The 21,122-nt window shown below is 67.5% G+C and carries 21 protein-coding genes and 1 rRNA gene; 15 read left to right on the plus strand and 7 right to left on the minus strand.

The window, feature by feature from the left end; translation table 11 throughout:
- Positions 1-62 precede the first annotated feature (62 nt).
- Positions 63-419 (minus strand): hypothetical protein, encoded by a 357-nt coding sequence (locus tag E3C22_RS22585; protein ID WP_134764153.1) that lies wholly within the window; start codon positions 417-419, stop codon positions 63-65.
- A gap of 41 nt (positions 420-460) precedes the next feature.
- Between E3C22_RS22585 and rrf the strand changes: the two genes are divergently transcribed.
- The 9 genes from rrf (at position 461) to truB (ending at position 9,866) form a co-directional block, all read left to right on the plus strand.
- Positions 461-575, plus strand: a 5S ribosomal RNA gene (gene rrf, locus E3C22_RS22590).
- A 705-nt stretch (positions 576-1,280) separates the two neighbouring features.
- Positions 1,281-1,904 carry a ribosome maturation factor RimP gene (gene rimP / locus E3C22_RS22595; protein ID WP_280988153.1) on the plus strand — a complete coding sequence of 208 codons (624 nt, stop codon included), beginning with the start codon at positions 1,281-1,283 and terminating at the stop codon, positions 1,902-1,904.
- Positions 1,905-2,111: 207 nt separating this feature from the next.
- The gene (gene nusA / locus E3C22_RS22600; RefSeq protein ID WP_134764155.1) at positions 2,112-3,725 is read left to right on the plus strand and encodes a transcription termination factor NusA; all 1,614 of its coding nucleotides are present in this window, start codon (positions 2,112-2,114) and stop codon (positions 3,723-3,725) included.
- A gap of 92 nt (positions 3,726-3,817) precedes the next feature.
- On the plus strand, positions 3,818-4,456 hold the full coding sequence (locus E3C22_RS22605; RefSeq protein WP_425365004.1) for an RNA-binding protein: 639 nt from the start codon (positions 3,818-3,820) through the stop codon (positions 4,454-4,456).
- A gap of 92 nt (positions 4,457-4,548) precedes the next feature.
- Entirely contained in the window at positions 4,549-7,734 is a 3,186-nt protein-coding gene (gene infB, locus E3C22_RS22610; RefSeq protein ID WP_245515149.1) for a translation initiation factor IF-2, read from the plus strand.
- A 112-nt stretch (positions 7,735-7,846) separates the two neighbouring features.
- On the plus strand, positions 7,847-8,149 hold the full coding sequence (locus tag E3C22_RS22615) for a hypothetical protein (protein ID WP_134764157.1): 303 nt from the start codon (positions 7,847-7,849) through the stop codon (positions 8,147-8,149).
- Entirely contained in the window at positions 8,146-8,445 is a 300-nt protein-coding gene (locus tag E3C22_RS22620) for a hypothetical protein (RefSeq protein ID WP_134764158.1), read from the plus strand. Before E3C22_RS22615 ends, E3C22_RS22620 begins: the two co-directional genes overlap by 4 nt.
- Before the next feature lie 12 nt (positions 8,446-8,457).
- Positions 8,458-8,880, plus strand: a complete 423-nt coding sequence (gene rbfA, locus E3C22_RS22625; RefSeq protein ID WP_134764159.1) for a 30S ribosome-binding factor RbfA — start codon at positions 8,458-8,460, stop codon at positions 8,878-8,880.
- On the plus strand, positions 8,880-9,866 hold the full coding sequence (gene truB / locus E3C22_RS22630) for a tRNA pseudouridine(55) synthase TruB (RefSeq protein WP_134764160.1): 987 nt from the start codon (positions 8,880-8,882) through the stop codon (positions 9,864-9,866). Before rbfA ends, truB begins: the two co-directional genes overlap by 1 nt.
- Positions 9,867-10,013: 147 nt before the next feature.
- On the opposite strand, the gene E3C22_RS22635 is transcribed toward truB, so the two are convergent.
- The gene (locus E3C22_RS22635; protein WP_134764161.1) at positions 10,014-10,412 is read right to left on the minus strand and encodes a winged helix-turn-helix transcriptional regulator; all 399 of its coding nucleotides are present in this window, start codon (positions 10,410-10,412) and stop codon (positions 10,014-10,016) included.
- Positions 10,413-10,497: 85 nt separating this feature from the next.
- On the opposite strand from E3C22_RS22635, the gene E3C22_RS22640 reads away from it, so the two are divergent.
- On the plus strand, positions 10,498-11,109 hold the full coding sequence (locus E3C22_RS22640) for an FMN-dependent NADH-azoreductase (protein WP_134764162.1): 612 nt from the start codon (positions 10,498-10,500) through the stop codon (positions 11,107-11,109).
- Between the two features lie 116 nt (positions 11,110-11,225).
- Here the strand turns inward: E3C22_RS22640 and E3C22_RS22645 are convergent, their stop codons facing one another.
- The 3 genes from E3C22_RS22645 to E3C22_RS22655 form a co-directional block, all read right to left on the minus strand.
- Positions 11,226-12,422, minus strand: a complete 1,197-nt coding sequence (locus E3C22_RS22645) for a winged helix-turn-helix domain-containing protein (RefSeq protein ID WP_245515150.1) — start codon at positions 12,420-12,422, stop codon at positions 11,226-11,228.
- Between the two features lie 225 nt (positions 12,423-12,647).
- On the minus strand, positions 12,648-14,096 hold the full coding sequence (locus E3C22_RS22650) for a sigma-54-dependent transcriptional regulator (protein ID WP_134764164.1): 1,449 nt from the start codon (positions 14,094-14,096) through the stop codon (positions 12,648-12,650).
- Positions 14,097-14,099: 3 nt separating this feature from the next.
- Entirely contained in the window at positions 14,100-16,016 is a 1,917-nt protein-coding gene (locus E3C22_RS22655; protein ID WP_134764165.1) for a sensor histidine kinase, read from the minus strand.
- 130 nt (positions 16,017-16,146) lie between these two features.
- Here E3C22_RS22655 and E3C22_RS24600 point away from each other — a divergent pair, with 130 nt between their 5' ends.
- A complete protein-coding gene (locus tag E3C22_RS24600; RefSeq protein WP_167591877.1) occupies positions 16,147-16,308 on the plus strand; it encodes a hypothetical protein in 162 nt (53 codons plus the stop codon).
- Positions 16,309-16,411: 103 nt separating this feature from the next.
- Here the strand turns inward: E3C22_RS24600 and E3C22_RS22660 are convergent, their stop codons facing one another.
- A complete protein-coding gene (locus E3C22_RS22660) occupies positions 16,412-17,239 on the minus strand; it encodes a universal stress protein (protein WP_134764166.1) in 828 nt (275 codons plus the stop codon).
- A gap of 117 nt (positions 17,240-17,356) precedes the next feature.
- The gene (gene adhP, locus E3C22_RS22665) at positions 17,357-18,433 is read right to left on the minus strand and encodes an alcohol dehydrogenase AdhP (RefSeq protein WP_134764167.1); all 1,077 of its coding nucleotides are present in this window, start codon (positions 18,431-18,433) and stop codon (positions 17,357-17,359) included.
- Positions 18,434-18,616: 183 nt separating this feature from the next.
- Here adhP and E3C22_RS22670 point away from each other — a divergent pair, with 183 nt between their 5' ends.
- The 4 genes from E3C22_RS22670 (at position 18,617) to E3C22_RS22685 (ending at position 20,932) form a co-directional block, all read left to right on the plus strand.
- Positions 18,617-19,207, plus strand: a complete 591-nt coding sequence (locus E3C22_RS22670; protein ID WP_134764168.1) for an ANTAR domain-containing response regulator — start codon at positions 18,617-18,619, stop codon at positions 19,205-19,207.
- Positions 19,207-20,331, plus strand: a complete 1,125-nt coding sequence (locus tag E3C22_RS22675) for a CmpA/NrtA family ABC transporter substrate-binding protein (protein ID WP_134764169.1) — start codon at positions 19,207-19,209, stop codon at positions 20,329-20,331. Before E3C22_RS22670 ends, E3C22_RS22675 begins: the two co-directional genes overlap by 1 nt.
- 163 nt (positions 20,332-20,494) lie before the next feature.
- Positions 20,495-20,734 (plus strand): DUF1902 domain-containing protein, encoded by a 240-nt coding sequence (locus tag E3C22_RS22680; protein ID WP_134764170.1) that lies wholly within the window; start codon positions 20,495-20,497, stop codon positions 20,732-20,734.
- A gap of 3 nt (positions 20,735-20,737) precedes the next feature.
- Positions 20,738-20,932: a type II toxin-antitoxin system HicA family toxin gene (locus E3C22_RS22685; protein ID WP_134764171.1), complete on the plus strand. Its 195-nt coding sequence runs from the start codon at positions 20,738-20,740 to the stop codon at positions 20,930-20,932.
- Positions 20,933-21,122 lie beyond the last annotated feature (190 nt).

Genomic DNA, 21,122 nt, shown 5'->3' on the forward strand with positions numbered 1-21,122 from the left:
TGTGGAAGCGTGGCAACACGTGAAGCTTACCGGTACTAATCGCTCGATCGGCTTGATCGTTCTCATTCGTCAATGATCATCCCGCCGGGATGATCATTGTCTTCATTCTTGGCTTCAATCGCCAGCGCGGGCATCCGCCCGCTTGGCTCCGTTCCTTCGGAACGCCGCTTCGTTCGAAGCGGGGCTGTCCTCGCCATGTGCCGCTTCGCGGCGGGCTCGGACGGTGGAAGGGTTGGACATGGTTGTCCGGCGACGATTGAAGAGATCTTCTGCAAAACCAGCTCAAGCAAGCGCGCGTCTGTGCCGCCGGCCCGCAAGGGCTGATATCGGCGAGGACAGCCCCAGGCCTCGAGGCCGTCGCCGCAAAGCGCCGCGCCCGCGCAGGCGATCCCGAAGGGATCTGCCGTGAGCGAAAGCAACTCTTCCCAGCTTCTCGAATGCAAATTTTGCGATTGGCCGACCTGGTGGTTACAGCGGGGCGGCCGCACCCGATCCCATTCCGAACTCGGCCGTGAAACGCCCCAGCGCCTATGATACTTCGTCTCAAGACGCGGGAAAGTCGGTCGCTGCCAGGTCTGCCAATCGCAAAATCCAGCTTCTTCACACCATCACCCCAACAATACGCCCCGCTCGGTCCCAACCGGCGGGGCGTTTTTTGCGTCCGATGGAATGAACGGGGGACCGCGCGGGGCCTGTGGGCGACGGAAGGGCAAATCGCACCGGAGTGGATCGGGCGCGGGCGAGACGCAACGCGAACGGCTTGGCGGAGTGGGGCCGGCTTCGCCGGACGGTCGGTGGGGTAGATGGCGCACATGTGGCGCTGCCCTTGGTGCGACAATCGCCCACTGGCCTTTCCCGCCCTCGTCTGGTTCCTGCACCGGCCGAATACATGGTCGCCGATCGTAATGGGATGGAGCCGCGACGGGGGCTCGTCACCGATCATCACGAACGTCGATCCGGCACTTGATGCCGCCGGCGAAGCGGGTTATATGAGCCCCATATTCTCTGCGGTGATGTCGTGAGAGTGGGTCCAACCGGTCCCGCTCTTTTTTGTTACCCGCAACAGCCCAAGCCGGCTCGCGAGAACGGCGCGGTGGCGAAATGCCCTGACGGCGTTCAAGGCCTTTCGGTTCATCGCGGATTGCAGGCTTGGTCGCCAGGGCCGGAATGTCCGGCTTGGCCGGGCCGTGGCACACTGCCGGAGCTGGAGCGCCGCGCGTCCGACTGGACGGGTTAGGGACGCTCCGGGTGATGGAATCTGCGCATCGTCCTTTCCGGAAATCGATTTTCGGGCCGGTGCCGTAGCCAGGAGCAACAGTCGAAAGCGCATGCGCATCGTCAAGGAACAGGGACTGGAAGCCAAGGTGGCCAGCGTCGTCGAGGCGGCGATCGAGCAGGCCGGCTACCGCCTCGTGCGCGTCAGGACCTCGGGCCTCAACGGCATGACCGTGCAGATCATGGCCGAGCGGCCGGACGGCACCATGACGGTGGAGGACTGCGAGGCGGTGTCGCGGGCGATCTCGCCGGTGCTCGACGTCGCCGATCCGGTCGACAGGGCCTATCACCTGGAGGTCTCCTCGCCGGGCATCGACCGGCCGCTGGTCAGAAAGAGCGACTTCGAGACCTGGGCCGGCTATCTGATGAAGCTCGAGACCAACCGTCTCATCGGCGAGCGCAAGCGCTTTCGGGGGAAGATCGTCGCGGTCGCTGACGACGGGATCCGCATCGAGCGTGATCAGCCGGCTTACGGCGAGCCGGCTTCGGTAGAGATCCCCTTCGACGCCATCGGCGAGGCGCGGCTGGTGCTGACGGACGATCTGATCGCCGCCTCGCTGAAGGCCGACAAGGCGGCCCGCAAGCGCCGTGGCGAGACGGTCGAGGAGGACGGTGCCGACCCGCACTGAGGCCTGTCCGGGATGGGCAGGCGGTTGGGCCCCTTCAGGGGCGGGACGGCCGCAGATGCCGACGGCCGAAGCTGGCGGAACGAATGCCGGTAACAAGCCCGGCGAGACACATTGAAGCGCGCCGCCGGCGAAGCCGGCAGGGCGCCAGAAGATGGGACGGGTGGCAGCGCGAGACGCGCTGCTGCCGCCCGATCAGGAGAACGACAAATGGCAGTCAGTGCGAACAGGCTGGAGCTTCTGCAGATCGCGGACGCCGTGGCGCGGGAAAAGTCGATCGACCGCGACATCGTTATCGGCGCCATGGCCGACGCCATCCAGAAGGCCGCCCGCTCGAGATACGGGCAGGAAACCAACATCCGCGTCGATATCAACACCAAGACCGGCGAGATGAAGCTGCAGCGGCTTCTCGAGGTGGTCGAGGATGTCGAGAACCCGGCGACCCAGATCTATCTGGAGCTCGCCCGCGACAAGAACCCCGATGCCGAGCCCGGCGACTTCATCGCCGAGCAGCTGCCGCCGATGGATTTCGGCCGCATCGCCGCCCAGTCGGCCAAGCAGGTGATCGTCCAGAAGGTCCGCGAGGCCGAGCGCGACCGCCAGTATGACGAGTTCAAGGACCGCATCGGCGAGATCGTCAACGGTTCGGTCAAGCGCGTCGAATACGGCAACGTCATCGTCGATCTCGGCCGCGGCGAGGGCATCATCCGCCGCGACGAGCAGATCCCGCGCGAGGTCTTCCGCTATGGCGATCGGGTCCGCGCCTATGTCTACGACGTGCGCCGCGAGCAGCGCGGCCCGCAGATCTTCCTGTCGCGCACCCATCCGCAGTTCATGGCGAAGCTCTTCACCATGGAAGTGCCGGAGATCTACGACGGCATCATCACCATCAAGGCGGTCGCGCGCGACCCGGGCTCGCGGGCGAAGATCGCCGTGATCTCGTCGGACTCCTCGGTCGATCCAGTCGGCGCCTGCGTCGGCATGCGCGGCTCGCGCGTCCAGGCCGTGGTCGGCGAACTGCAGGGCGAGAAGATCGACATCATTCCCTGGTCGCCGGACGCCGCCGCCTTCCTCGTCAATGCGCTGCAGCCGGCGGAAGTCGCAAAGGTGGTGCTCGACGAGGATGCCGAGCGGATCGAGGTCGTCGTCCCCGACGACCAGCTGTCGCTGGCGATCGGCCGCCGCGGCCAGAATGTCCGCCTCGCCTCGCAGCTGACCGGCTGGGACATCGACATTCTGACCGAGGAAGAGGAATCCCAGCGCCGCCAGAAGGAATTCCAGGAGCGTTCGGAGGCCTTCATGGAGGCCCTCAATGTCGACGAGATGGTCGGCCAGCTGCTCGCCTCGGAAGGTTTTGCCTCGGTCGAGGAGGTGGCCTATGTCGATCTCGAGGAGGTCGCCGCGATCGAGGGCTTCGACGAGGAGACTGCCGGCGAGATCCAGACCCGCGCCCGGGAATATCTCGAACAGCGCGAGGCCGAGTTCGACGCCCGCCGCAAGGAACTCGGTGTCGAGGACGTGCTGAAGGAAATCGACGGCCTGACCACCGAGATGCTGGTCGCCCTCGGCGAGGACGACGTGAAGTCGCTCGAGGACTTTGCCGGCTGCGCCGTCGACGACCTCACCGGCTGGGGCGAGCGCAAGGATGGCGAGACCAAGCGCTATCCAGGCACGCTCAGCCCCTTCGAGGTTTCGCGCGCCGATGCCGAGCAGATGATCCTTTCGGCCCGTCTGAAGGCCGGCTGGATCACCGAGGCGGATCTGGCCGGGCCCGATGACGAGGGTGAAGAGAACGAGGACGCGGTCGAGGAGAGCGCCGCCTGAGCTGCGGCAAAGGACGAGGCGTGGCGGCAACGGGCAACGATGCCAGCCGGACCGGCGGTCCGGCAGCGGACGATCTTGACGGAGACGAGGCCCTGAACGGTCGCACCTGCATCGTGACCCGGCAGAGCCTCGAGGCCGCCGACCTCATCCGCTTCGTGCGCGATCCCGACAACCGGGTGGTTCCGGATCTGGCGCGGCGGCTTCCTGGCCGCGGCGCCCATGTCTCCTTCAGCCGCGAGGCGGTGGAGACGGCGGTCAAGCGCCGGCTGTTCGCAAGGGCGTTCCGCTCCGAGGTGGAAACGCCCGCCGATCTCGGCGCGATGGTCGACCGGCTGTTGGTTCGACAGGTGGCGGGGTCGCTCGGCCTCGCCCGCAAGGCCGGCCAGCTCGTCACCGGCGCCGCCAAGGTCGAGGCGGCGATGCGTTCGGGGCGGGCGCTCGGCCTCGTCCAGGCATGCGACGCGGCCGAGGACGGATTGCGCAAGATCGACGCGGCACGCCGCGCCGGCGAGCGCGGAACCGGCCGCCCGATCCCGGGATTTCGCCTGCTCGGGGCAGACGAAATCAGCTTGGCGTTGGGCGGGTGGAATGTGATACATGCAGCCATTCTTGCCGGTGATGCAGGTTCGGCTGTGCTGAAGCGCTTGGAAGCGCTGGCGAAATATCGGGGCGAGAGCCCCATGGAGGCGATCGAAGGCGCCGCTGGCGGCGACTCGACGGCCGAAGAATGAGACTGCAAACCATCGGAAGCGCCTCATGCAGCGACGCTTCCTTGCGAGACGAACGGCGCGGGACCGACCCCGCGCAGGAAGTGGAAGCGTAGATGAGCGATACCAAGTCCGGCGACGACAAGACGCTCCATGTGAGCACGAAGAAGACCCTGACCCTGAAGCGTGGCGGCGTCGAGCAGTCGACGGTGCGCCAGAACTTCAGCCATGGTCGGACCAAGAATGTCGTGGTCGAGACCAAGAAGCGTCGGATTCACAAGCCCGAGGAGACGCCGGCGCCGAAGCCGAACGTCGCCGCCGGGCTGAAGCCGCGGCCGACCGAGACAACCGAGCCGGTGCAGCCCGCCGCCGAGCGGGCGCCCGCGCCCGCTGCGGCACCGAAGATCACGCCGGCGCCGCAGCCGCTGAACACCGGTGGCCGCCCGAAGCAGATCGAATTCGGCCCGAAGCTGGGTCAGGCGCCTGCCGCCGAAGCGCAAGCGACCCCGGAAGTCGCCGAGGCTGCGCCTGCGGCCGAGACGGCAGCGCCGGCAGCCGAAGCGAAGACGACCGAGGCGCCTGTCGCCGAGGCGGTGGCAGAGCCCGCCTCCGCTCCGGTGGCCGAAGCGCCGACGTCCGATAAGCCGGTCACCGCCGAGGCGTCCGAACCGCCGCGCGCCGCCGCTTCCGCGGCTCCGGCGCCGCAGCGCAGCGCGCCGGCGGCGCCGAGCCAGCCGCGTGCTCCCGCGCCGTCGCAGGCGCCTCGGGGCAGGGATGGCCAGGGGCAGCGCGACGGTGGCCGCGATGGCGGACGTGGTCCGCGTGGCGACGGCCGTTCCGACAATCGGGGTGACCAGCGCGGCGACAGGGGCGGCAACCGCCCTGGTGGCCGCGACGATCGCCGCAATGCGCCGCAGACGGCTCCTGGCCAGCGCCAGCCGCGCGGCGCCGTTTTGTCCGATCTCTCCTCGCGTGAGATGGATGCGCGCCGCCGCGCGCTGGAGCTCGCCAAGCAGCGCGAGGTCGAGGCCCGCCGCCTGTTCCAGGAGGAAGAGGCCCGGCGCATCGCCGAAGACGAGCGCCGGCGCGCCGAGCGCGAGGAGTCCGAGCGCCGCCAGGCGGAGGAACAGGCCCGTCTCGAAGCCGAGACCGAGGCCCGCCGCAAGGCGGAGGCGGACGCCGCCACCCGCCGAGGCAACAAGCCGGTGGCAGCCGCCAAGGAGGCGGCCCCGATGTCCCAGGCGGACGCAGAGGCGGCGGCCGCGAGGGCCGAGCGCGGCGAGGGCCGACGCAGGGGCCTTGGCGACGACGAGGACAGCGCCCGGCGTGGCGCCAGCCCGCGTCGCAGCCCGCGGGGCGGAGCGCCCAGCGAGGCGCCGAAGCCGGCCCGTCCGGACCGCGACGACGGCCGTCGTCGCGGCAAGCTGACCCTCGACAAGGCCCTGACGGCCGACGAGGGCGGCAGGGGGCGGTCGCTGTCGTCGATCCGCCGCCGCCAGGAGAAATTCAAACGCTCGCAGCAGAATCAGCCGCGGGAGAAGATTGCGCGCGAAGTGGTACTGCCAGAGACGATCACCATCCAGGAACTCGCCAACCGTATGTCGGAGCGTTCCGTGGACGTCATCAAGTTCCTCATGAAGGAGGGACAGATGATGAAGCCGGGCGACATCATCGATGCCGATCTCGCCGAGCTGATCGCCACCGAATTCGGCCACACGGTGAACCGTGTCGCCGAGTCGGACGTCGAGTCCGGCATCTTCGGTGTCGACGACAATCCGGAGCATCTGGTGTCGCGGCCGCCGGTCGTCACCATCATGGGCCATGTCGACCACGGCAAGACCTCGCTGCTCGACGCGATCCGCCACACCAAGGTGGTCTCCGGCGAGGCCGGCGGCATCACCCAGCATATCGGCGCCTATCAGGTCGAGCAGAACGGCCAGAAGATCTCGTTCATCGATACGCCCGGCCACGCCGCCTTCACGGCGATGCGTGCACGCGGCGCTCAGGCGACCGACATCGCCGTTCTGGTGGTGGCGGCGGACGACAGCGTCATGCCGCAGACGATCGAGTCCATCAATCACGCCAAGGCGGCGGGTGTGCCGATCGTCGTCGCGATCAACAAGATCGACAAGCCGGGCGCCGATCCTGCGAAGGTCCGCAGCGGCCTTCTGCAGCACGAGGTGTTCGTCGAATCGATGGGCGGCGAAGTGCTCGACGTCGAAGTTTCGGCGGTCAAGGGCACCAATCTCGACAAGCTCCTGGAGGCGATCCTCCTGCAGGCCGAACTGCTGGACCTCAAGGCCGATCCGGAGCGCACAGCCGAGGGCGTCGTCATCGAGGCGCAGCTCGACAAGGGCCGCGGCCCGGTCGCGACCGTGCTCGTCCAGACCGGTACGCTGAAGGTCGGCGACATCGTCGTCACCGGCGACGAATGGGGCCGGGTGCGCGCGCTGATCAACGACAAGGGCGAGCAGCTGAAGGAGGCCCCGCCCTCGATGCCGGTGGAGATCCTCGGCATGCAGGGCACGCCCCATGCCGGCGACCGGTTCGCCGTCGTCGAGAACGAGGGCAAGGCCCGCGAGATCTCCGAGTACCGCCAGCGGCTCGCCCGCGAGAAGCAGGTGGCCAAGTCCGCCGGCCAGCGGGGCTCGCTCGAGCAGATGATGTCGCAGTTGCAGGATACCGGGCTGAAGGACTTCCCGCTTTTGATCAAGGGCGACGTCCAGGGCTCGGTCGAGGCGATCATCGGCGCGCTCGACGCGATCTCCACCGACGAGGTTCGGGCGAACGTCGTTCATTCGGGCGCCGGCGCAATCACCGAGTCCGACATCTCGCTGGCCGCCGCCTCCAACGCGGCGATCATCGGCTTCAACGTCAGGGCCAACAAGCAGGCCCGCGACGCGGCCGAGCGCGAGGGCATCGAGATCCGCTACTACAACATCATCTACGACCTGGTGGATGACGTGAAGGATGCGATGTCGGGCCTGCTCTCGCCGGAGCGTCGCGAGACCTTCCTCGGCAACGCCGAGATTCGCGAGGTGTTCAACATCACCAAGGTCGGCAAGGTCGCCGGCTGTCTCGTCACCGAGGGCGAGGTCGAGCGTGGTGCCGGCGTGCGCCTGATCCGCGACAGCGTCGTCATCCACGAGGGCACGCTGAAGACCCTGAAGCGCTTCAAGGACGAGGTGCAGAAGGTTCAGAGTGGCCAGGAATGCGGCATGGCCTTCGAGCGCTACGAGGACATCCGCCAGGGCGACGTCATCGAGTGCTTCCGCGTCGAGCACGTCGCGCGGACGCTGTAGGGCTCGAAAAGCTATCCGGGTCTGCGGCGCATCACGTCCTTATCGGGCGTCAGCGCTGCAGACCCGGTCTCTTGCCAAGATCAGCCTCGCCGGGCAGATTTGCAATTGTAGCGTGATCGTCGTGCTCGCCAGCGCGACGGGCTCAAGGCTTTCGTATCGAAGGAGGGGCTGCATGGTTGCGAATCTGCCGCTTCGCGGCTCGTCTTCGACCCTCGACGCGAGCGAGGTTTCGGGTACGAATGGGCAGGACTTCGAGGCCAGCCGCCTGGCCTCGATCGCCGAAGGTCTGGAGCGTGAAAGCGATCTCATGCGGATCTGGCTGGCGCGAACCGCGGCCGACCTCGACAGGATCGAGCGCGAGAACGAAGAGAACAAGCGGCTGACGTGGCGATTGATGGAGCACCATGGTCCGTGAGCGGCAAGCCGACCGGTGGCGAGGGCGGTCTGTCCTGGAAGCGCGCGGCCGAGTACCTCAAGTCGATCCTCACCCCTGAACGGGCGGTGCGGACGCTGCAGTCCGAAAACGTGGAACTACGACGACAAGTCGATCGCCTGAAGCAGGTTGTCGACGATCACAACGGCCAACTGAAAGTCATCCTGTCGCTGATGGGCTCCACGCTCGACAACCGCGTGGAGTCGACGGCCCAGAAGGCGGCTGTCGATGCAGTCGTGCGATTGCTTGGCAGTTCACCGACAGAAAAAGATATCTGAAGCAAGTTTGCCATGAAACAACCATCCACCCGCCAGCTTTCCGTCGGCGAGAAGGTTCGCCACGCGCTGACCGACATCTTCCAGCGCGGCGAGATCCTCGATCCGCTGCTCGAAAAGGCCGTCGTCTCGGTCTCCGAGGTGCGGATGTCGCCGGACCTGAAGATTGCGACGGCCTATGTCACGGTGCTCGGCCAGGACAACACCGAGCCCTTCGTCGCGGCGCTGAACAGGAACGCGAAGTTCATTCGCGGCCGCCTGACGCCGGCACTGAAGCAGATGAAATACATGCCGGAGGTGCGGTTTCGCACCGACACCTCCTTCGACAATTTCGCCCGCATCGACGCGCTCTTGAAGTCGCCGGAGGTTCAGAGGGACCTCGACCATGGGGACGACGACGCATCGCAGCCGGGCGGCGCAGACGGAGACAAGAACTGATGGCGCGGCGCGGCAAGAAGCCGAAGGGACGGCCGGTGAATGGCTGGGTCGTCCTCGACAAGCCGAAGGGCATGGGCTCCACCGACGCGGTGGCCAAGCTGAAATGGCTGTATTTCGCCCAGAAGGCTGGCCATGCCGGCACGCTCGATCCGCTGGCCTCGGGCATGCTGCCGATCGCCCTCGGCGACGCCACCAAGACCGTCCCCTTCGTCATGGACGGCCGCAAGGTCTATCGCTTCTCCGTGCGCTGGGGCGCCGAGACGACCACCGACGACACCGAAGGGCCGGTGACCCGGAGCTCTGAGCTGCGGCCCTCCCGCGAGGCGATCGAGGCTCAGCTGCCGAATTATGTCGGCGAGATCAGCCAGGTGCCGCCGGCCTTTTCCGCCATCAAGATCGCCGGCGAACGGGCCTACGACTTGGCGCGTGAAGGCGAAACGGTGGAGATCGCGCCGCGCACCGTTGAGGTGCTGCGGCTCGAGATCGTCGAACAGCCGGACGACGACACCACGGTCTTAGAGGCCGAGTGCGGCAAGGGCACCTATGTGCGCGCCATTGCCCGCGATCTCGGTCGCGATCTTGGCTGTTTCGGCCATGTCGTCGAATTGCGCCGGGTCTCCGTCGGCGCCTTCGCCGAGGATGACATGGTGCCGCTCGACGATCTTCTCGAGGCGGCCGAGGAAGGTCGCGAGGAACTCGACGCGGAGGCGATCGAATCCGGCGCAAAGCCGCGCGTCGTCGATTTCGCCCCGCTCGACGAGTATCTCATCGCCCCGGAGGCGGCGCTCGCCGACATCTACGAGGTGCTGCTCAGCGACGAACAGGCGAGCCGCGTCCTTTCCGGCAATCCGGTGATCCTCAGGGGCCGCGATGCGCCGGTGTTCTGCGACGAGGCTTTTGCCACCGGCCATGGCCGGCTGATCGCCCTCGGCGCGATCGAGGAAGGCAGCTTCAAGCCGAAGCGCGTCTTCGGCGGCAGGGGATAGCGCACCGGATCTGCAAGGGCGTCCGCGCGGGTGCGACTTGCGAAGAGGGCTTGCCGCTCTGGCGGCGAGCCCTGCCATCCGGCGATGGCTGTCGGACGTTCCGCCGTGAAGCGGGACATACGTTTTTGACAACGATCTGTTCGCCGATCACGCGGCGTCTTCCTGCCGGGCGTCGAACGCCCGCTGGGCGGCCTCTATGCGTGCATGATTGTCGAAGGCCCAGTCGCCGATCCCGCGCACCGGCCCGCAGAGCGAATGGCCGAGTTCGGTCAGTTCGTAGTCGACCCGCGGCGGGATCGACGGCGTCACCGTGCGGGTGACCAGCCCGTCGCGCTCCAGCCCACGCAGTGTCAGCGTGAGCATGCGCTGGGAGACCGTGCCGATCGCCCGCTTCAGTTCGCTGAAGCGTTTCGGGCCGTCGGCCAGAAGCATCACCACGAGAACCGACCACTTGTCGCCGATCCGCGAGAGCACCCCGCCGACTGCCTGGCAACTGCACGGAAACAGCTTGTCACCCTCGGTTACAGGCTTGTTCTCTGGTTTCATCACTGTGCCTCCTTGCGGGAACCCATGGCAGTCATTTAATGATCCTCGGTATCAATTCCATACCTAGTTACCAGGGGTTACAACGATGAAACTGCTCCATCTCGATTCCAGCATCCTCGGGGACAACTCCGTCAGCCGTAAGCTCTCCAAGGCGACCGTCGAGCGCCTGACGTCGGAGATCCCGGGACTCGACGTCACCTATCGCGATCTGGTTGCCGAGCCGATCACCCACCTCACCGGGCGCTATCTTGCCGGCCAGAGCGCCGAAGTCCAGCACGATCAGGCGCTGCAGGAAGACATCGCGCTCGGCGGCAAGGTGCTTGAGGAGTTCATGAGCGCCGATATCGTGGTGATCGGCGTCGGCTTCTACAACTTTTCCGTCCCGAGCCAGTTGAAGGCCTGGATCGACCGCATCGCGGTCGCCGGCAAGACCTTCCGCTACACGGAGACCGGCCCCGAGGGCCTCGCCGGCGACAAGCGGGTGATCCTGACCCTGTCGCGCGGCGGCTTCTACGGCGCCGAAACGCCGGTCGCCTCCTTCGAACATGCGGAAAGCTATCTGCGCTCGATCTTCACCTTCCTCGGCGTGAAGGATCTCGAGGTGATCGCCGCCGAGGGCGTGGCGGTCGGCCCCGAGCAGCGCCAGAAGGCGACCAACGATGCGCTTGGCGCCATCGCGGCGCTGAAGGCCGCCTGAGATGCCTTTTCGCCAGATAGCGGCGCCGCCCGGGACGGGCGGCGCCGGCAACCGGTCCTCCAGCAGAGACCGGCTGCCGAAACGCCCGGGCGTTGGGGAAAAGCCCCGTCAGGGCGTCATCCGGCGGCGGAGACAGCCGGGCCGATGCCGGTGATCGGCCCGCTGCCGAGATCCGGCAGTTCCAGCCAGTCCGCCATTCGGCGCAACTCGGCGACCAGGGCCGGGATCGTCTCGGGCGGCGCGTCCGGTTCGACCGTCGCCTGCTGGACCACCAACACCCCCGCCTTGCGGTCGGCCTTCAGGTCGACCCTCGCCACCAGTGCTCCGTCGAGGAGAAACGGCAGCACGTAGTAGCCGTGCTCCCGCTTGTGCTGGGGCGTGTAGATTTCCAGGCGATAGCGAAACCGGAACAGCCGCTCGGTGCGGTCGCGGTGCCAGACCAGCGGGTCGAAGGGGGAGACGAGCGCTGCCCCACTCGTCTTGCGCCCGGCCCTGGCGTTACTGTGGAGATAGGCCTGCTGCTTCCATCCGCGCACGCGGACGGGCGTCAGCGTACCTTCCTCGACCAGCTGGGCGATCGGCAGCGGCGCATCCGAGGCGGGCAGCCGGTAATAGTCGCGCAGATCCCCCGCCGTCGCGATGCCGAGCGCCTGGCCGGCCCGTGCGAGGAGCTGGCGCTGGGCATCGGCCCGCGACGGCGTCGGTACATCGAGGACCGCGCGCGGCAGCACCCGCTCGGGCAGGTCGTAGACGCGCTCGAAACTGTTCCGTCGATGGGTCGCCGCGACCAGCCCTGCCCAGAACAGCCATTCCAGCGCGTGCTTGACGTCGCTCCAGGCCCACATGCCCTTTTCCGCCGTGGTGCTCTCCAGGTCGGAGGCGGCGATCGGCCCGTCCCTGGCGATGCGTTCGAGAAGCGCGTCGGCCTCGCCGCGCCGTTCCTTGGCGAATGGCTCCAGCCGGCCCCAGATATCCTTGCCGGCACGGGCGCGTTCCATCCGCCAGCGCATCAGCGGATGGCAGTCGATCGGCAGGATCGACGCTTCATGCCCCCAATATTCGAAGAAGCGCCTCGGCCGATCGACCACGACACGGTCGAGCAGGGCCCGGTCGTAGGCGCCAAGGCGCGAGAACAGCGGGAGATAGTGGGCGCGGGAAAGCACATTGACGCTGTCGACCTGCAGGAGGCCGAGCTGGGCGATCGTCCGGCGCAGCCGCGCAGCCGTGACCTCGCCGTCACGTTCCGGACCGTTGAAACCCTGCGCCGTCAGCGCGATCCGCCGTGCCTCGGCAGGAGAAATGTCCGCCGTCAAGCCGTCCCCCTTCATGGCCGAGACCGCCAGGCCGGGACGGGAGCTGCTGATCGACGCCGCACTGCCTGCCGAGGATCGGTCCGATCTTCGGCTCGATGCTGTATCGCGCATGGAGAGGCATGGCCAGAGCGGTGGTCCCGCCGCCGGGCCGTTTGGTCTCCGCCCGCCACCGCCACCGTCCCCGCCGTAGCCCGGCCCTGCCCGGCGCTCCCGTCCGGGTTCCCCTCAATCCTCGAGCGCCTCGCGGCTTTCGATCCCGAGACGGCGGATCTTGTCGTAGAGACCTTTCCGCGAGATCTGCAGGGTTTCATAAGTCGGCTTAAGAGAGCCGCCGTTCCGGGAGAGCTCCGCCTCGATGACAGCCTTCTCATAGGCGGCGAGTCGGTCGGCAAGCGATCCAGCGCTCGTCGCAGTCCCCGCCAGCCCCTCATGCGCTCCCCCGGCAGACGCGCCGTTCGCAGCGGCAAGGCGGCCCCCAGCGTTGCCGGTCTGCGAGCCGGCGGCCTGCGCGCCATCGGCCTCGTCGAAGCCCGACCACATGCCAAGGACGAACCGATCGGCATAGTTCCGGAGCTCGCGGACATTGCCCGGCCAGTCGCGGCGCATCAGTTGCATCTCCAGCCCGTGATCGATCGCCGGAATCTCCCGGCGAAAGCGGGCGCGCGCCTCGCGGGCCAGATGGAAGAACAGCAGCGGCACGTCTTCCCGCCGTTCCCGCAAAGGCGGGATCGTCAGCGTCACCACATTGAGGCGGTAATAGAGGTCCGAGCGGAACCGCCCATGGCGACCGGCCTCGGCAAGGTCGGTCTTGGTCGCGGCGACGAAGCGCACATCGAGCGGGATCGGCTTGTTTGAGCCGAGCCGTTCGATCGAACGGGTCTCGATCGCCCGCAAGAGCTTTGCCTGGAGATCGAGCGGCATCGATTCGATCTCGTCGAGGAAGATCGTGCCGCGATGGGCGTGTTCGAGCTTGCCGATCCTGACCTTGGCGGCGCCGGTGAAGGCGCCCGGCTCGTGGCCGAAGAGCTCCGACTCGATGATGTCGGCGGGCAGAGCCGCGCAGTTGATGGCGACGAAGTTGCCCTTTGCCCGGCTGCCGCAATCATGCAGGCCGCGCGCCACCACCTCCTTGCCGGTGCCGGTCTCGCCGAGCACGAGGACATCGACGTCGGTGTCCGCGAGCGCATGGATCTGCTGGCGCAGCCGCTGGATGCCGGGGGTGCGGCCGACCAGCCGCAGGGCGAGTTCGTCGCCGTCGTCGAGCGTCGACCTCAGGATGCGGTTTTCGAGGACCAGCCGGCGCTTTTCCAGAGCGCGCTCGACCACGGCGTGAAGCCGACTGACCGAAAAGGGCTTTTCGATGAAGTCGTAGGCGCCGGCGCGCATGGCGTCGACCGCCATCTGCACGTCGCCGTGGCCGGTGATCAGGATCACCGGCATGGTCGGGTCGACGGCCAGCGCCGACTTCAACAGCTCCAGCCCGTCGAGGCCGGGCATGCGGATGTCGCTGACCACCACGGCATAGCTCTCATGGCCGAGGCGGGAGAGAAGCGTCGAGCCGTCCTCATGCAGCTCGACCGGCATGCCCTCGAGTTCGAGCCCCTGGCAGAGGGCGTCGCGAAGGTCGTCGTCGTCGTCGACGAGATGAACGGTCGGTTCGCCGAAACCGGGCATCGGTCAGACTCCTTCGCGCGAGAGGGCCAAAGCGGACTGGCCCGTATCGGCGCTTGCAAGGACGATTGCAAATGTCGTCCCCTCGGGCCCGGTCTCGACCAGTCGGATCTCGCCGCCGAAATCGGCGAGGATGTTTCGGACGATCGACAGGCCGATGCCGATCCCCTCGCCGCTCGCCTTGGTGGTGACGAAGGGCTCGAAGACGTCGGTGCCGATCGCCGCGGCAATGCCCGGCCCATCGTCACGGACGCGGATCTCGACGGTGCCCGGCGCGCCGCCAGGGTGAAGGGCGATGGCGATGCGCCCCTGCGGGCGCTGGCTCCCTCCGTCGGTGCCAGCGGCGCCCTTGCCGGTCCCGGCGATCGCATCGGCGGCGTTGTTGACGAGATTGACGAAGACCTGAGCGAGGCGGATCCGCCCGCCCATCACCTCCACCGGTCGCAGCGCCGGATCGACCTCGAAGGCGATGCCCGCCTTGCGCAGCCGCGGGCGCACCAGGATCATCGCCTCGTCGAGGATCGGCCCGAGCGCCACCGGGCTCAGCGTCGTGCCCGGCTTGCGGGCGAAGGCGAGGAGGGTCTTCGACATTTCGGCCATGCGGTCGGTCATCGCCGAAATGCGCTTCAGATTGCCGCTCGCCATGTCGGCACGGCCGCGCGACAGGAAGCGGTCGGCATTGTCGGCATAGGTGCGGATCGCGGCGAGCGGCTGGTTGAACTCGTGGCCGAGCGCTGCCGCCATCTGGCCGAGGCTGGCGAGCTTTGCCGCCTGCACCAGCTCGCCCTGGGTCTGGCGAAGCCGCTCTTCGGCAAGGCGCCGCTCCTCGACCTCGCCCTTCAGGGAGAGATTGGCCCGGCTGAGGGCCCTTGTGCGATCCCGCACCACCCGCTCGAGCCGCAGTGCCAGCGCCCGGTCGCGCCGCTCGCGGATGATCGAGAGTTCGCGCCGGCGGAGCGCCACGGCGGCGATGCCGGCAAGGCCGAGCGCGAGCAGGCCGGCGATGGTCTGGCCGGCGAGGCGCGCGGCGCCGACATCCGACGTGTCGGCAAGGACATGGATCCGCCATTCGAGCAGCGGCAGGCTGCGGCTGAGATCGAGGGGCGCCGGCGCGCCGGTCCGAGCGACGAGGGCCTGCACCGTTTCCGGCCGTTCCATCCGCCAGTCCCGCCGGTTCGACAGGAAGATGCGGCCCGAGCGGTCGGTGACCGTGATGGTGTTCTTCGACAGCGCCCAGGTGGCCTCGACATTTTCCAGCCCGACGACGATGGCGATGAAGCCTTCGAGGGCAAATTCCGGCCGGACTGCGGCGACGAAGACATAGGCCCGCTCTCCATCGGCCAGGACGAGGCTCTGGCGGCCGAGCCGCCCTTGCCGGGCGACGGCCAGCGCGTCCTCGAGCCGCCCTTCGCCATCGCGCAGCCGGCCGCGCACCGAGTGGAAGATCTCGCCCGCCGGGTCGAGGAGCAGAAGGTCGAGCGCGCCCGAAAGGCCGACGACGGATTCGGTGGCGAGCCGCAGCGCCGCGCGGTCGGGAATGTCGCTCGAAGCCTGAGCCGCGCCGCCCGAGCCCGCGAAGAACTGCCGGAACTCGGCCGTCTGGGCAAGCAATGGCGGCAGCACGCGATATTTGTCGAGGACGCCGTCGAGCGTCGCGATCTGCACGTTGAGGGTCTCGACGGCTCCGGCATGAACCTCTGCAAGGGCCTGGCGCTCGGCAAAGCGGCCGGCGAGGAAAACCGCGAGGACGGCAAAAAGCAAAAGGCCGGCGAGGGCGACGAGACGCGTCGCGGCGAAACGTCGGCGAATGCGCCGGCCGGACAGGCGCGCCGGTCGCGGCAAGGCCGCGGCTGCCGGCCGGTCGGCCTGGTCTGCAGCCGGGTCCCGCTGCACGCCGGCGCGTCTAGCATGTGTATTGTTCAAACCTCGACCCTTCGATGTGCGCTCTGCGCATATCAGCAACGCCCGATTGTCGCTTCAACCGGCCCTGCCCGAGGGTTATGTCCTATCCCGACAAGATCATCAAAACAGCTGCATTGCCAAGGAGTGTGTCATGAGCCGCCGCAGGGGTTTCGTCGCGGGAGTTGCCGATTTCTTCGAGGATGTGAGGGCTGCGCGCCACTGCGCCGTCGCGCTCGAGGCCGGCCGCAAGCCGCCGGAGGCCGCGCTGCGCCAGCTCGGCCTGAAGCGCGATTTGTTCGACCGCTACCGCTGAAGACTGGTACCGCGCCGTGATAGAAACACCCGGCCTGCGCGAGCGGGCCGGGTGTTCGCGTTTCCGGGGCAGGCACGCTGCGACGGCCGCAAGGCTGCGGGCGTCAGCGGGACATCAGCACAGGAGCGGTCATCTCCCGCAGGATCTGGCGGGTGACACCGCCGAACAGCATCTCGCGGATGCGCGAATGGCCGTAGCATCCCATCACGAGAAGATCGGCGCCGGCATCCGCGAGGTAGGACAACAGCGTGTCGCCGACGGAGATGTCGCCGCTATAGGTGACGGAAGCCTCGACCGGCAGGCCGTGGCGCGCCAGCGCGGTCGCCAGATCGTCGGCCGGCGCCAGGCCCTCGCTGCCGCTGCCGCGATGCGGATCGATGGCGAGCACGCAGACCTTTTCGGCGCCTGAAATCAGCGGGATCGCGTCGAAGGCAGCGCGGGCGGATTCCCGCGTGCCGTTCCAGGCGACCACCGGCCGCTTGCCGATGGTGCTGAAACACCCCTCGCGCGGCACGAAGAGGATCGGCCTGCCGGTCTCGAACAGCACATCGGTGACGAGCCCGCCGCCATGCCATTCCGAAGCGTGGGACTGGGCGACGACGACGAGGTCGGCGCAGAGCGCGTGGCGGGTCACCGCCTTGGCGAAATCCGGGCTGGTCGGCTCCTCGACGCGCCATTCGGTCGAAACGTCGCTCACGGCGGCCCGTTTTTCGAAGGCCGAACGGACGGCTGCCGCCGTCTCCCGCAGCGACTTGCGCGTCGCCTCGAGATATTCGACGGAAATCTCCGTCGCGAGGTCGGCAAGGACGCTCGGCGTCACATGCAGGCCGACGAGGTGGGCGCCGTGGCTGGCGGCCAGAGGCAAGGCGACGCCCAGCAGGCGGTCGATGCGCTCTGGAGTGTCGAAGCAGACGAGGATCGTCCTGTACATGATCTTCCTCCCTCATTCAGGCCGCGCCCGAAGCCGGCGCGGACGGTCTCGATGGCTGTTGCTGCGATAGGCATGGCGGCCCGAAGAGCGAGTGCGGGTCTTCGCCGGATCGTTTCCTCAGGCAGGTTCCACCGCGGCGAGCTCTGCCGGCCGCCTGGCGCCGGCGAGATCGATGTCGAGCACGATGCGCCCCTCGATCCTGCCGGCCTTGAGGTCGGCGAAGATGTCGTTGATCTTGTCGAGCGGCGCGGTCTTCACCTCGCTCCTCACCTTGCCGGCGGCGGCAAAGGCGATCGCCTCGTCGAGGTCGCGCCGGGTGCCGACGATCGAGCCGCGAACGGTGATGCGCTTCAGGACGACGTCGAAGATCGGCGTCGGGAATTCGCCCGCCGGCAGGCCGACGAGGCTGACCGTGCCGCCCCGCCGCACCATGTGGAGCACCTGGTTGAAGGCCGGCACCGAGACCGCGGTGACAAGCACGCCATGGGCGCCACCGCCGGTCGCCTCAAGCACTTTCTCGACGGCGTCCGGCGCCGAGGCGTCGACGGCGATGTCGGCGCCGTCCTTCAGAGCGAGTTCCAGCTTGTCTTGCGCGATGTCGAGAGCGACGACGTTGAAGCCCATCGCCTTGGCATATTGCACGCCGACATGTCCGAGGCCGCCGATGCCGGAGATCGCCACCCATTCGCCGGGCCTCGCCTCGGTCTCCTTCAGGCCCTTGTAGGTGGTCACGCCGGCGCAGAGGATCGGCGCGATGGCGGCGAGATCGACGCCCTTCGGCAGCCGGGCGGCAAAGGGCGCTGCGGCGATGACATATTCGGCAAAGCCGCCATTCACGCTGTAGCCGGTGTTGTGCTGGTGTTCGCAGAGCGTCTCCCAGCCGCTCTCGCAATATTCGCAGTTGCGGCAGGCATCGTGCAGCCAGGGCACGCCGACGAGATCGCCGACCGCAACTTCATCGACGCCGGCACCGAGCGCCGCGACCGTGCCGACCACCTCGTGGCCGGGAATGAACGGCAGCGAGGGCTTCACCGGCCAGTCGCCGTCGGCGGCATGCAGATCGGTGTGGCAGACGCCGCAGCTCGCGACCTTGACCAGCACCTCGCCCGGGCCGGGCTGCGGGACGGGCACGTCTTCGATCGTCAGCGGCTCGCCAAAGGCGCGAACGACAGCGGCTTTCATCATTCGGGTCATGTCCGGAAGACCTCCATTCAGGTGGCCTCCAGACTGGACCCGCGCCGCAGTGCAAACATTGATCGGGATCAACCACAGGGATTTTCTCGCCGGCGGGCGGGCAAGGCAGCCGTCTCTGCCGGCTCCCGGCCCTCCTGTTTTTGCCGTTGCGAAAACTCTCTGAGCAGGTGCAATATCGACGGCATGACGCAGCCGCTCAACATCCTCCTCGTCGACGACAACGGTCTGCGCGCCTCGATCATCGAGGAGGGCTTGCGCGATGCGGGCCATGCCAACGTCTCGATCGTCACGACGGTCGCGGGTCTGGTCAAGCGGATCGAGGCGCTGTCGCCGGACGTCATCGTCGTCGATCTCGAAAACCCAAACCGCGACCAGTTGGAGGATTTCTTCCAGGTGTCGCGCACGGTGAAGCGGCCGATGGCGATGTTCGTCGATCGCTCCGACACCGCCGAGATCGAGGCGGCGATCGAGGCGGGCGTCTCGGCCTATGTGGTGGACGGGCTGAAGAAGGAGCGGATCAAGCCGATCCTCGAAATGGCGATCTCGCGCTTCAACGCCGTCAGCCGGCTGGCGCGCGAACTTGCCGACGCGAAGTCCGAGCTTGCCGAGCGCAAGTCCGTCGACCGCGCCAAGGGCATCCTGATGAAGGCGAAGAAGATCGACGAGGACACCGCCTACAAGCTGCTGCGACGCGCGGCGATGAACGAGAACCGCCGGATTGGCGAAGTCGCCGCCAGCCTGGTGTCCGCCTACAACCTTCTCGGAGACGCGTGATGGCCGAGTCGAGCTTCATCCGCGCCGGCTATGTGCCGCTTCTCGACAGCGCCGTCCTGATCGCCGCCGCCCATATGGGATTTGCCGAGGAGCGCGGCGTCGTCCTGTCGCTGCAGCGAGAAACTTCCTGGGCGACGATCCGCGATCGCATCGGCGTCGGCCAGTTCGACTGCGCCCACATGCTGGCGCCGATGCCGATCGCTGCCAATCTCGGCCTCGGGCCGCTTCCGGTGCCGATGCTGGCGCCGATGGTGCTGGCGCTCGGCGGCAATGGCGTCACCGTGTCCAGCGCCGTCGCGGCAAAGATGCAGGCGGCGGGGCCCGAAGACTTCGACACGGCGCCGGGGAGCGCAGGGCGGGCCTTTGCCGCAGCCGTGCGGCAGCGGGCGGAAAAGGGCGAGCCGCCGCTGAAGCTGGCGGTCGTCCATCGCCATTCCAGCCACAATTACGATCTCCGATACTGGCTCGCCGCGTCCGGGGTCGTCCCCGAGCGCGACGTCGAGATCACCGTCGTGCCGCCGCCGCTGATGCCCGACGCGCTTGCCGGCGGCGGCATCGACGGCTTCTGCGCCGGCGAGCCCTGGGGCACCATCGCCGTTGCCCGCGGAGCAGGGCGCATCGTCACCAGTCGTGCCGAAATCTGGCGGCGGGGCCCGGAAAAGGTGCTCGGCGTCACCAAAACGATGGCGCGCGACCATCCGGACGCCCTTGAGGGTCTCATTCTCGCGCTCTGCGAGGCCGCGCGCTGGTGCGCCGATCCGGCCAATTTCGAGACGCTGGCACGGCTCCTTGCGGCGCCGGACAGGCTGGACGTCGATGCCAGGACGCTGCTGCCGGGTCTCACCGGCCGGCTGGAGACGGCGCCCGGCCGACAGCGCGAGATCCCCGACTTCATGGTGTTCTTTGGCGACGGCGCGGCGCGGCCTGATTCCGACCACGGCCGCTGGCTCTATCAGCAGATGACCCGCTGGGGCGATGCGCCGCTCTCCGAAGAGGGCGCCAGGATCGCCGGCGAAACGTTCTCGCCAGCGCTGTTCGACGCTGCGACGGGCGCTGCGGACGGTGGCGCGTCGGGCGAATCGCCGGGCGAGCGGCCGAGCGGCCTGTTCGATACGGCGCCATGACGGGACGGCGCGGTGAGCCTTCGGTCCTTCCATATGAGGCAAGGCAGCCGGCGGCGAAAAATACCGCCAACAACTGCGCCCTGTGCCATTCTTTCACAGGATTTGCATCTCTGACCGCGGGAACCGATGTAATATGCTCTACGCGAACGGGGATCGGACCCAGATGAAAGACGGGATCGTGGTGCTGGCAGAATGGGACGAGGAGGCTGGCGTCTGGGTGGCCAGCAGCGAAGACGTCTGCGGCCTCTCCGTTGAGTCCGAGAGTCTGGACCTTCTGCAAGCGAAGGTGCTCGGCGCATTGCAGGATCTCGTCGAACTCAACGGCCTGCGCTACGACGGGCCCAGCATTCCGGTTCATATCAGGACCGAGTTCTCGGCAAGCGTTTCCAATCCACGGCATTGATCCGTGCCAGGGTTCACGCGCGAACTCAAAGAACTCCTCTCGGCCGCCGGATGCCGTTTCCACCGGCAGGGCAGAGGAGATCACGAGATTTGGTACAGCCCGATAACCGACCGATACTTTACGGTCGATTCGAACATCAAATCCCGGCACACCGCGAACCAATCACTCAAGGACGCGGGCCTGCCGAAAAAGTTCTGACGTATTCCATGCCGCGTCCGCACAGCCATGCGGAAAAGGCAGCCTGGAGTCTCCTGTGAGACGACAGGCCAGTCTGATGGGCCCGAGCGGCTGCGCAGCTTGCTCCTCGGATTATCGTCCACCCCACGGGCAGATGCTCACGCCGTCAGCAAAACGGTTGCATAGAACATCTTCAATCTGTCTATTGTTT

Origin of the sequence: Jiella endophytica (assembly GCF_004519335.1) — a bacterium.
GTDB classification, from domain to species: domain Bacteria; phylum Pseudomonadota; class Alphaproteobacteria; order Rhizobiales; family Rhizobiaceae; genus Jiella; species Jiella endophytica.

What these genes read in the sequence shown, in the direction of transcription:
- E3C22_RS22635 (WP_134764161.1), bottom strand. Translation starts at nt 10,412, where the DNA reads ATGAAACCAGAGAACAAGCCTGTAACCGAGGGTGACAAGCTGTTTCCG.
- E3C22_RS22660 (WP_134764166.1), bottom strand. Translation starts at nt 17,239, where the DNA reads ATGTACAGGACGATCCTCGTCTGCTTCGACACTCCAGAGCGCATCGAC.
- E3C22_RS22670 (WP_134764168.1), top strand. Translation starts at nt 18,617, where the DNA reads ATGACGCAGCCGCTCAACATCCTCCTCGTCGACGACAACGGTCTGCGC.
- E3C22_RS22675 (WP_134764169.1), top strand. Translation starts at nt 19,207, where the DNA reads ATGGCCGAGTCGAGCTTCATCCGCGCCGGCTATGTGCCGCTTCTCGAC.
- E3C22_RS22650 (WP_134764164.1), bottom strand. Translation starts at nt 14,096, where the DNA reads ATGCCCGGTTTCGGCGAACCGACCGTTCATCTCGTCGACGACGACGAC.
- E3C22_RS22680 (WP_134764170.1), top strand. Translation starts at nt 20,495, where the DNA reads ATGAAAGACGGGATCGTGGTGCTGGCAGAATGGGACGAGGAGGCTGGC.
- rbfA (WP_134764159.1), top strand. Translation starts at nt 8,458, where the DNA reads ATGAAACAACCATCCACCCGCCAGCTTTCCGTCGGCGAGAAGGTTCGC.
- nusA (WP_134764155.1), top strand. Translation starts at nt 2,112, where the DNA reads ATGGCAGTCAGTGCGAACAGGCTGGAGCTTCTGCAGATCGCGGACGCC.
- adhP (WP_134764167.1), bottom strand. Translation starts at nt 18,433, where the DNA reads ATGACCCGAATGATGAAAGCCGCTGTCGTTCGCGCCTTTGGCGAGCCG.
- E3C22_RS22640 (WP_134764162.1), top strand. Translation starts at nt 10,498, where the DNA reads ATGAAACTGCTCCATCTCGATTCCAGCATCCTCGGGGACAACTCCGTC.
- E3C22_RS24600 (WP_167591877.1), top strand. Translation starts at nt 16,147, where the DNA reads ATGAGCCGCCGCAGGGGTTTCGTCGCGGGAGTTGCCGATTTCTTCGAG.
- truB (WP_134764160.1), top strand. Translation starts at nt 8,880, where the DNA reads ATGGCGCGGCGCGGCAAGAAGCCGAAGGGACGGCCGGTGAATGGCTGG.
- infB (WP_245515149.1), top strand. Translation starts at nt 4,549, where the DNA reads ATGAGCGATACCAAGTCCGGCGACGACAAGACGCTCCATGTGAGCACG.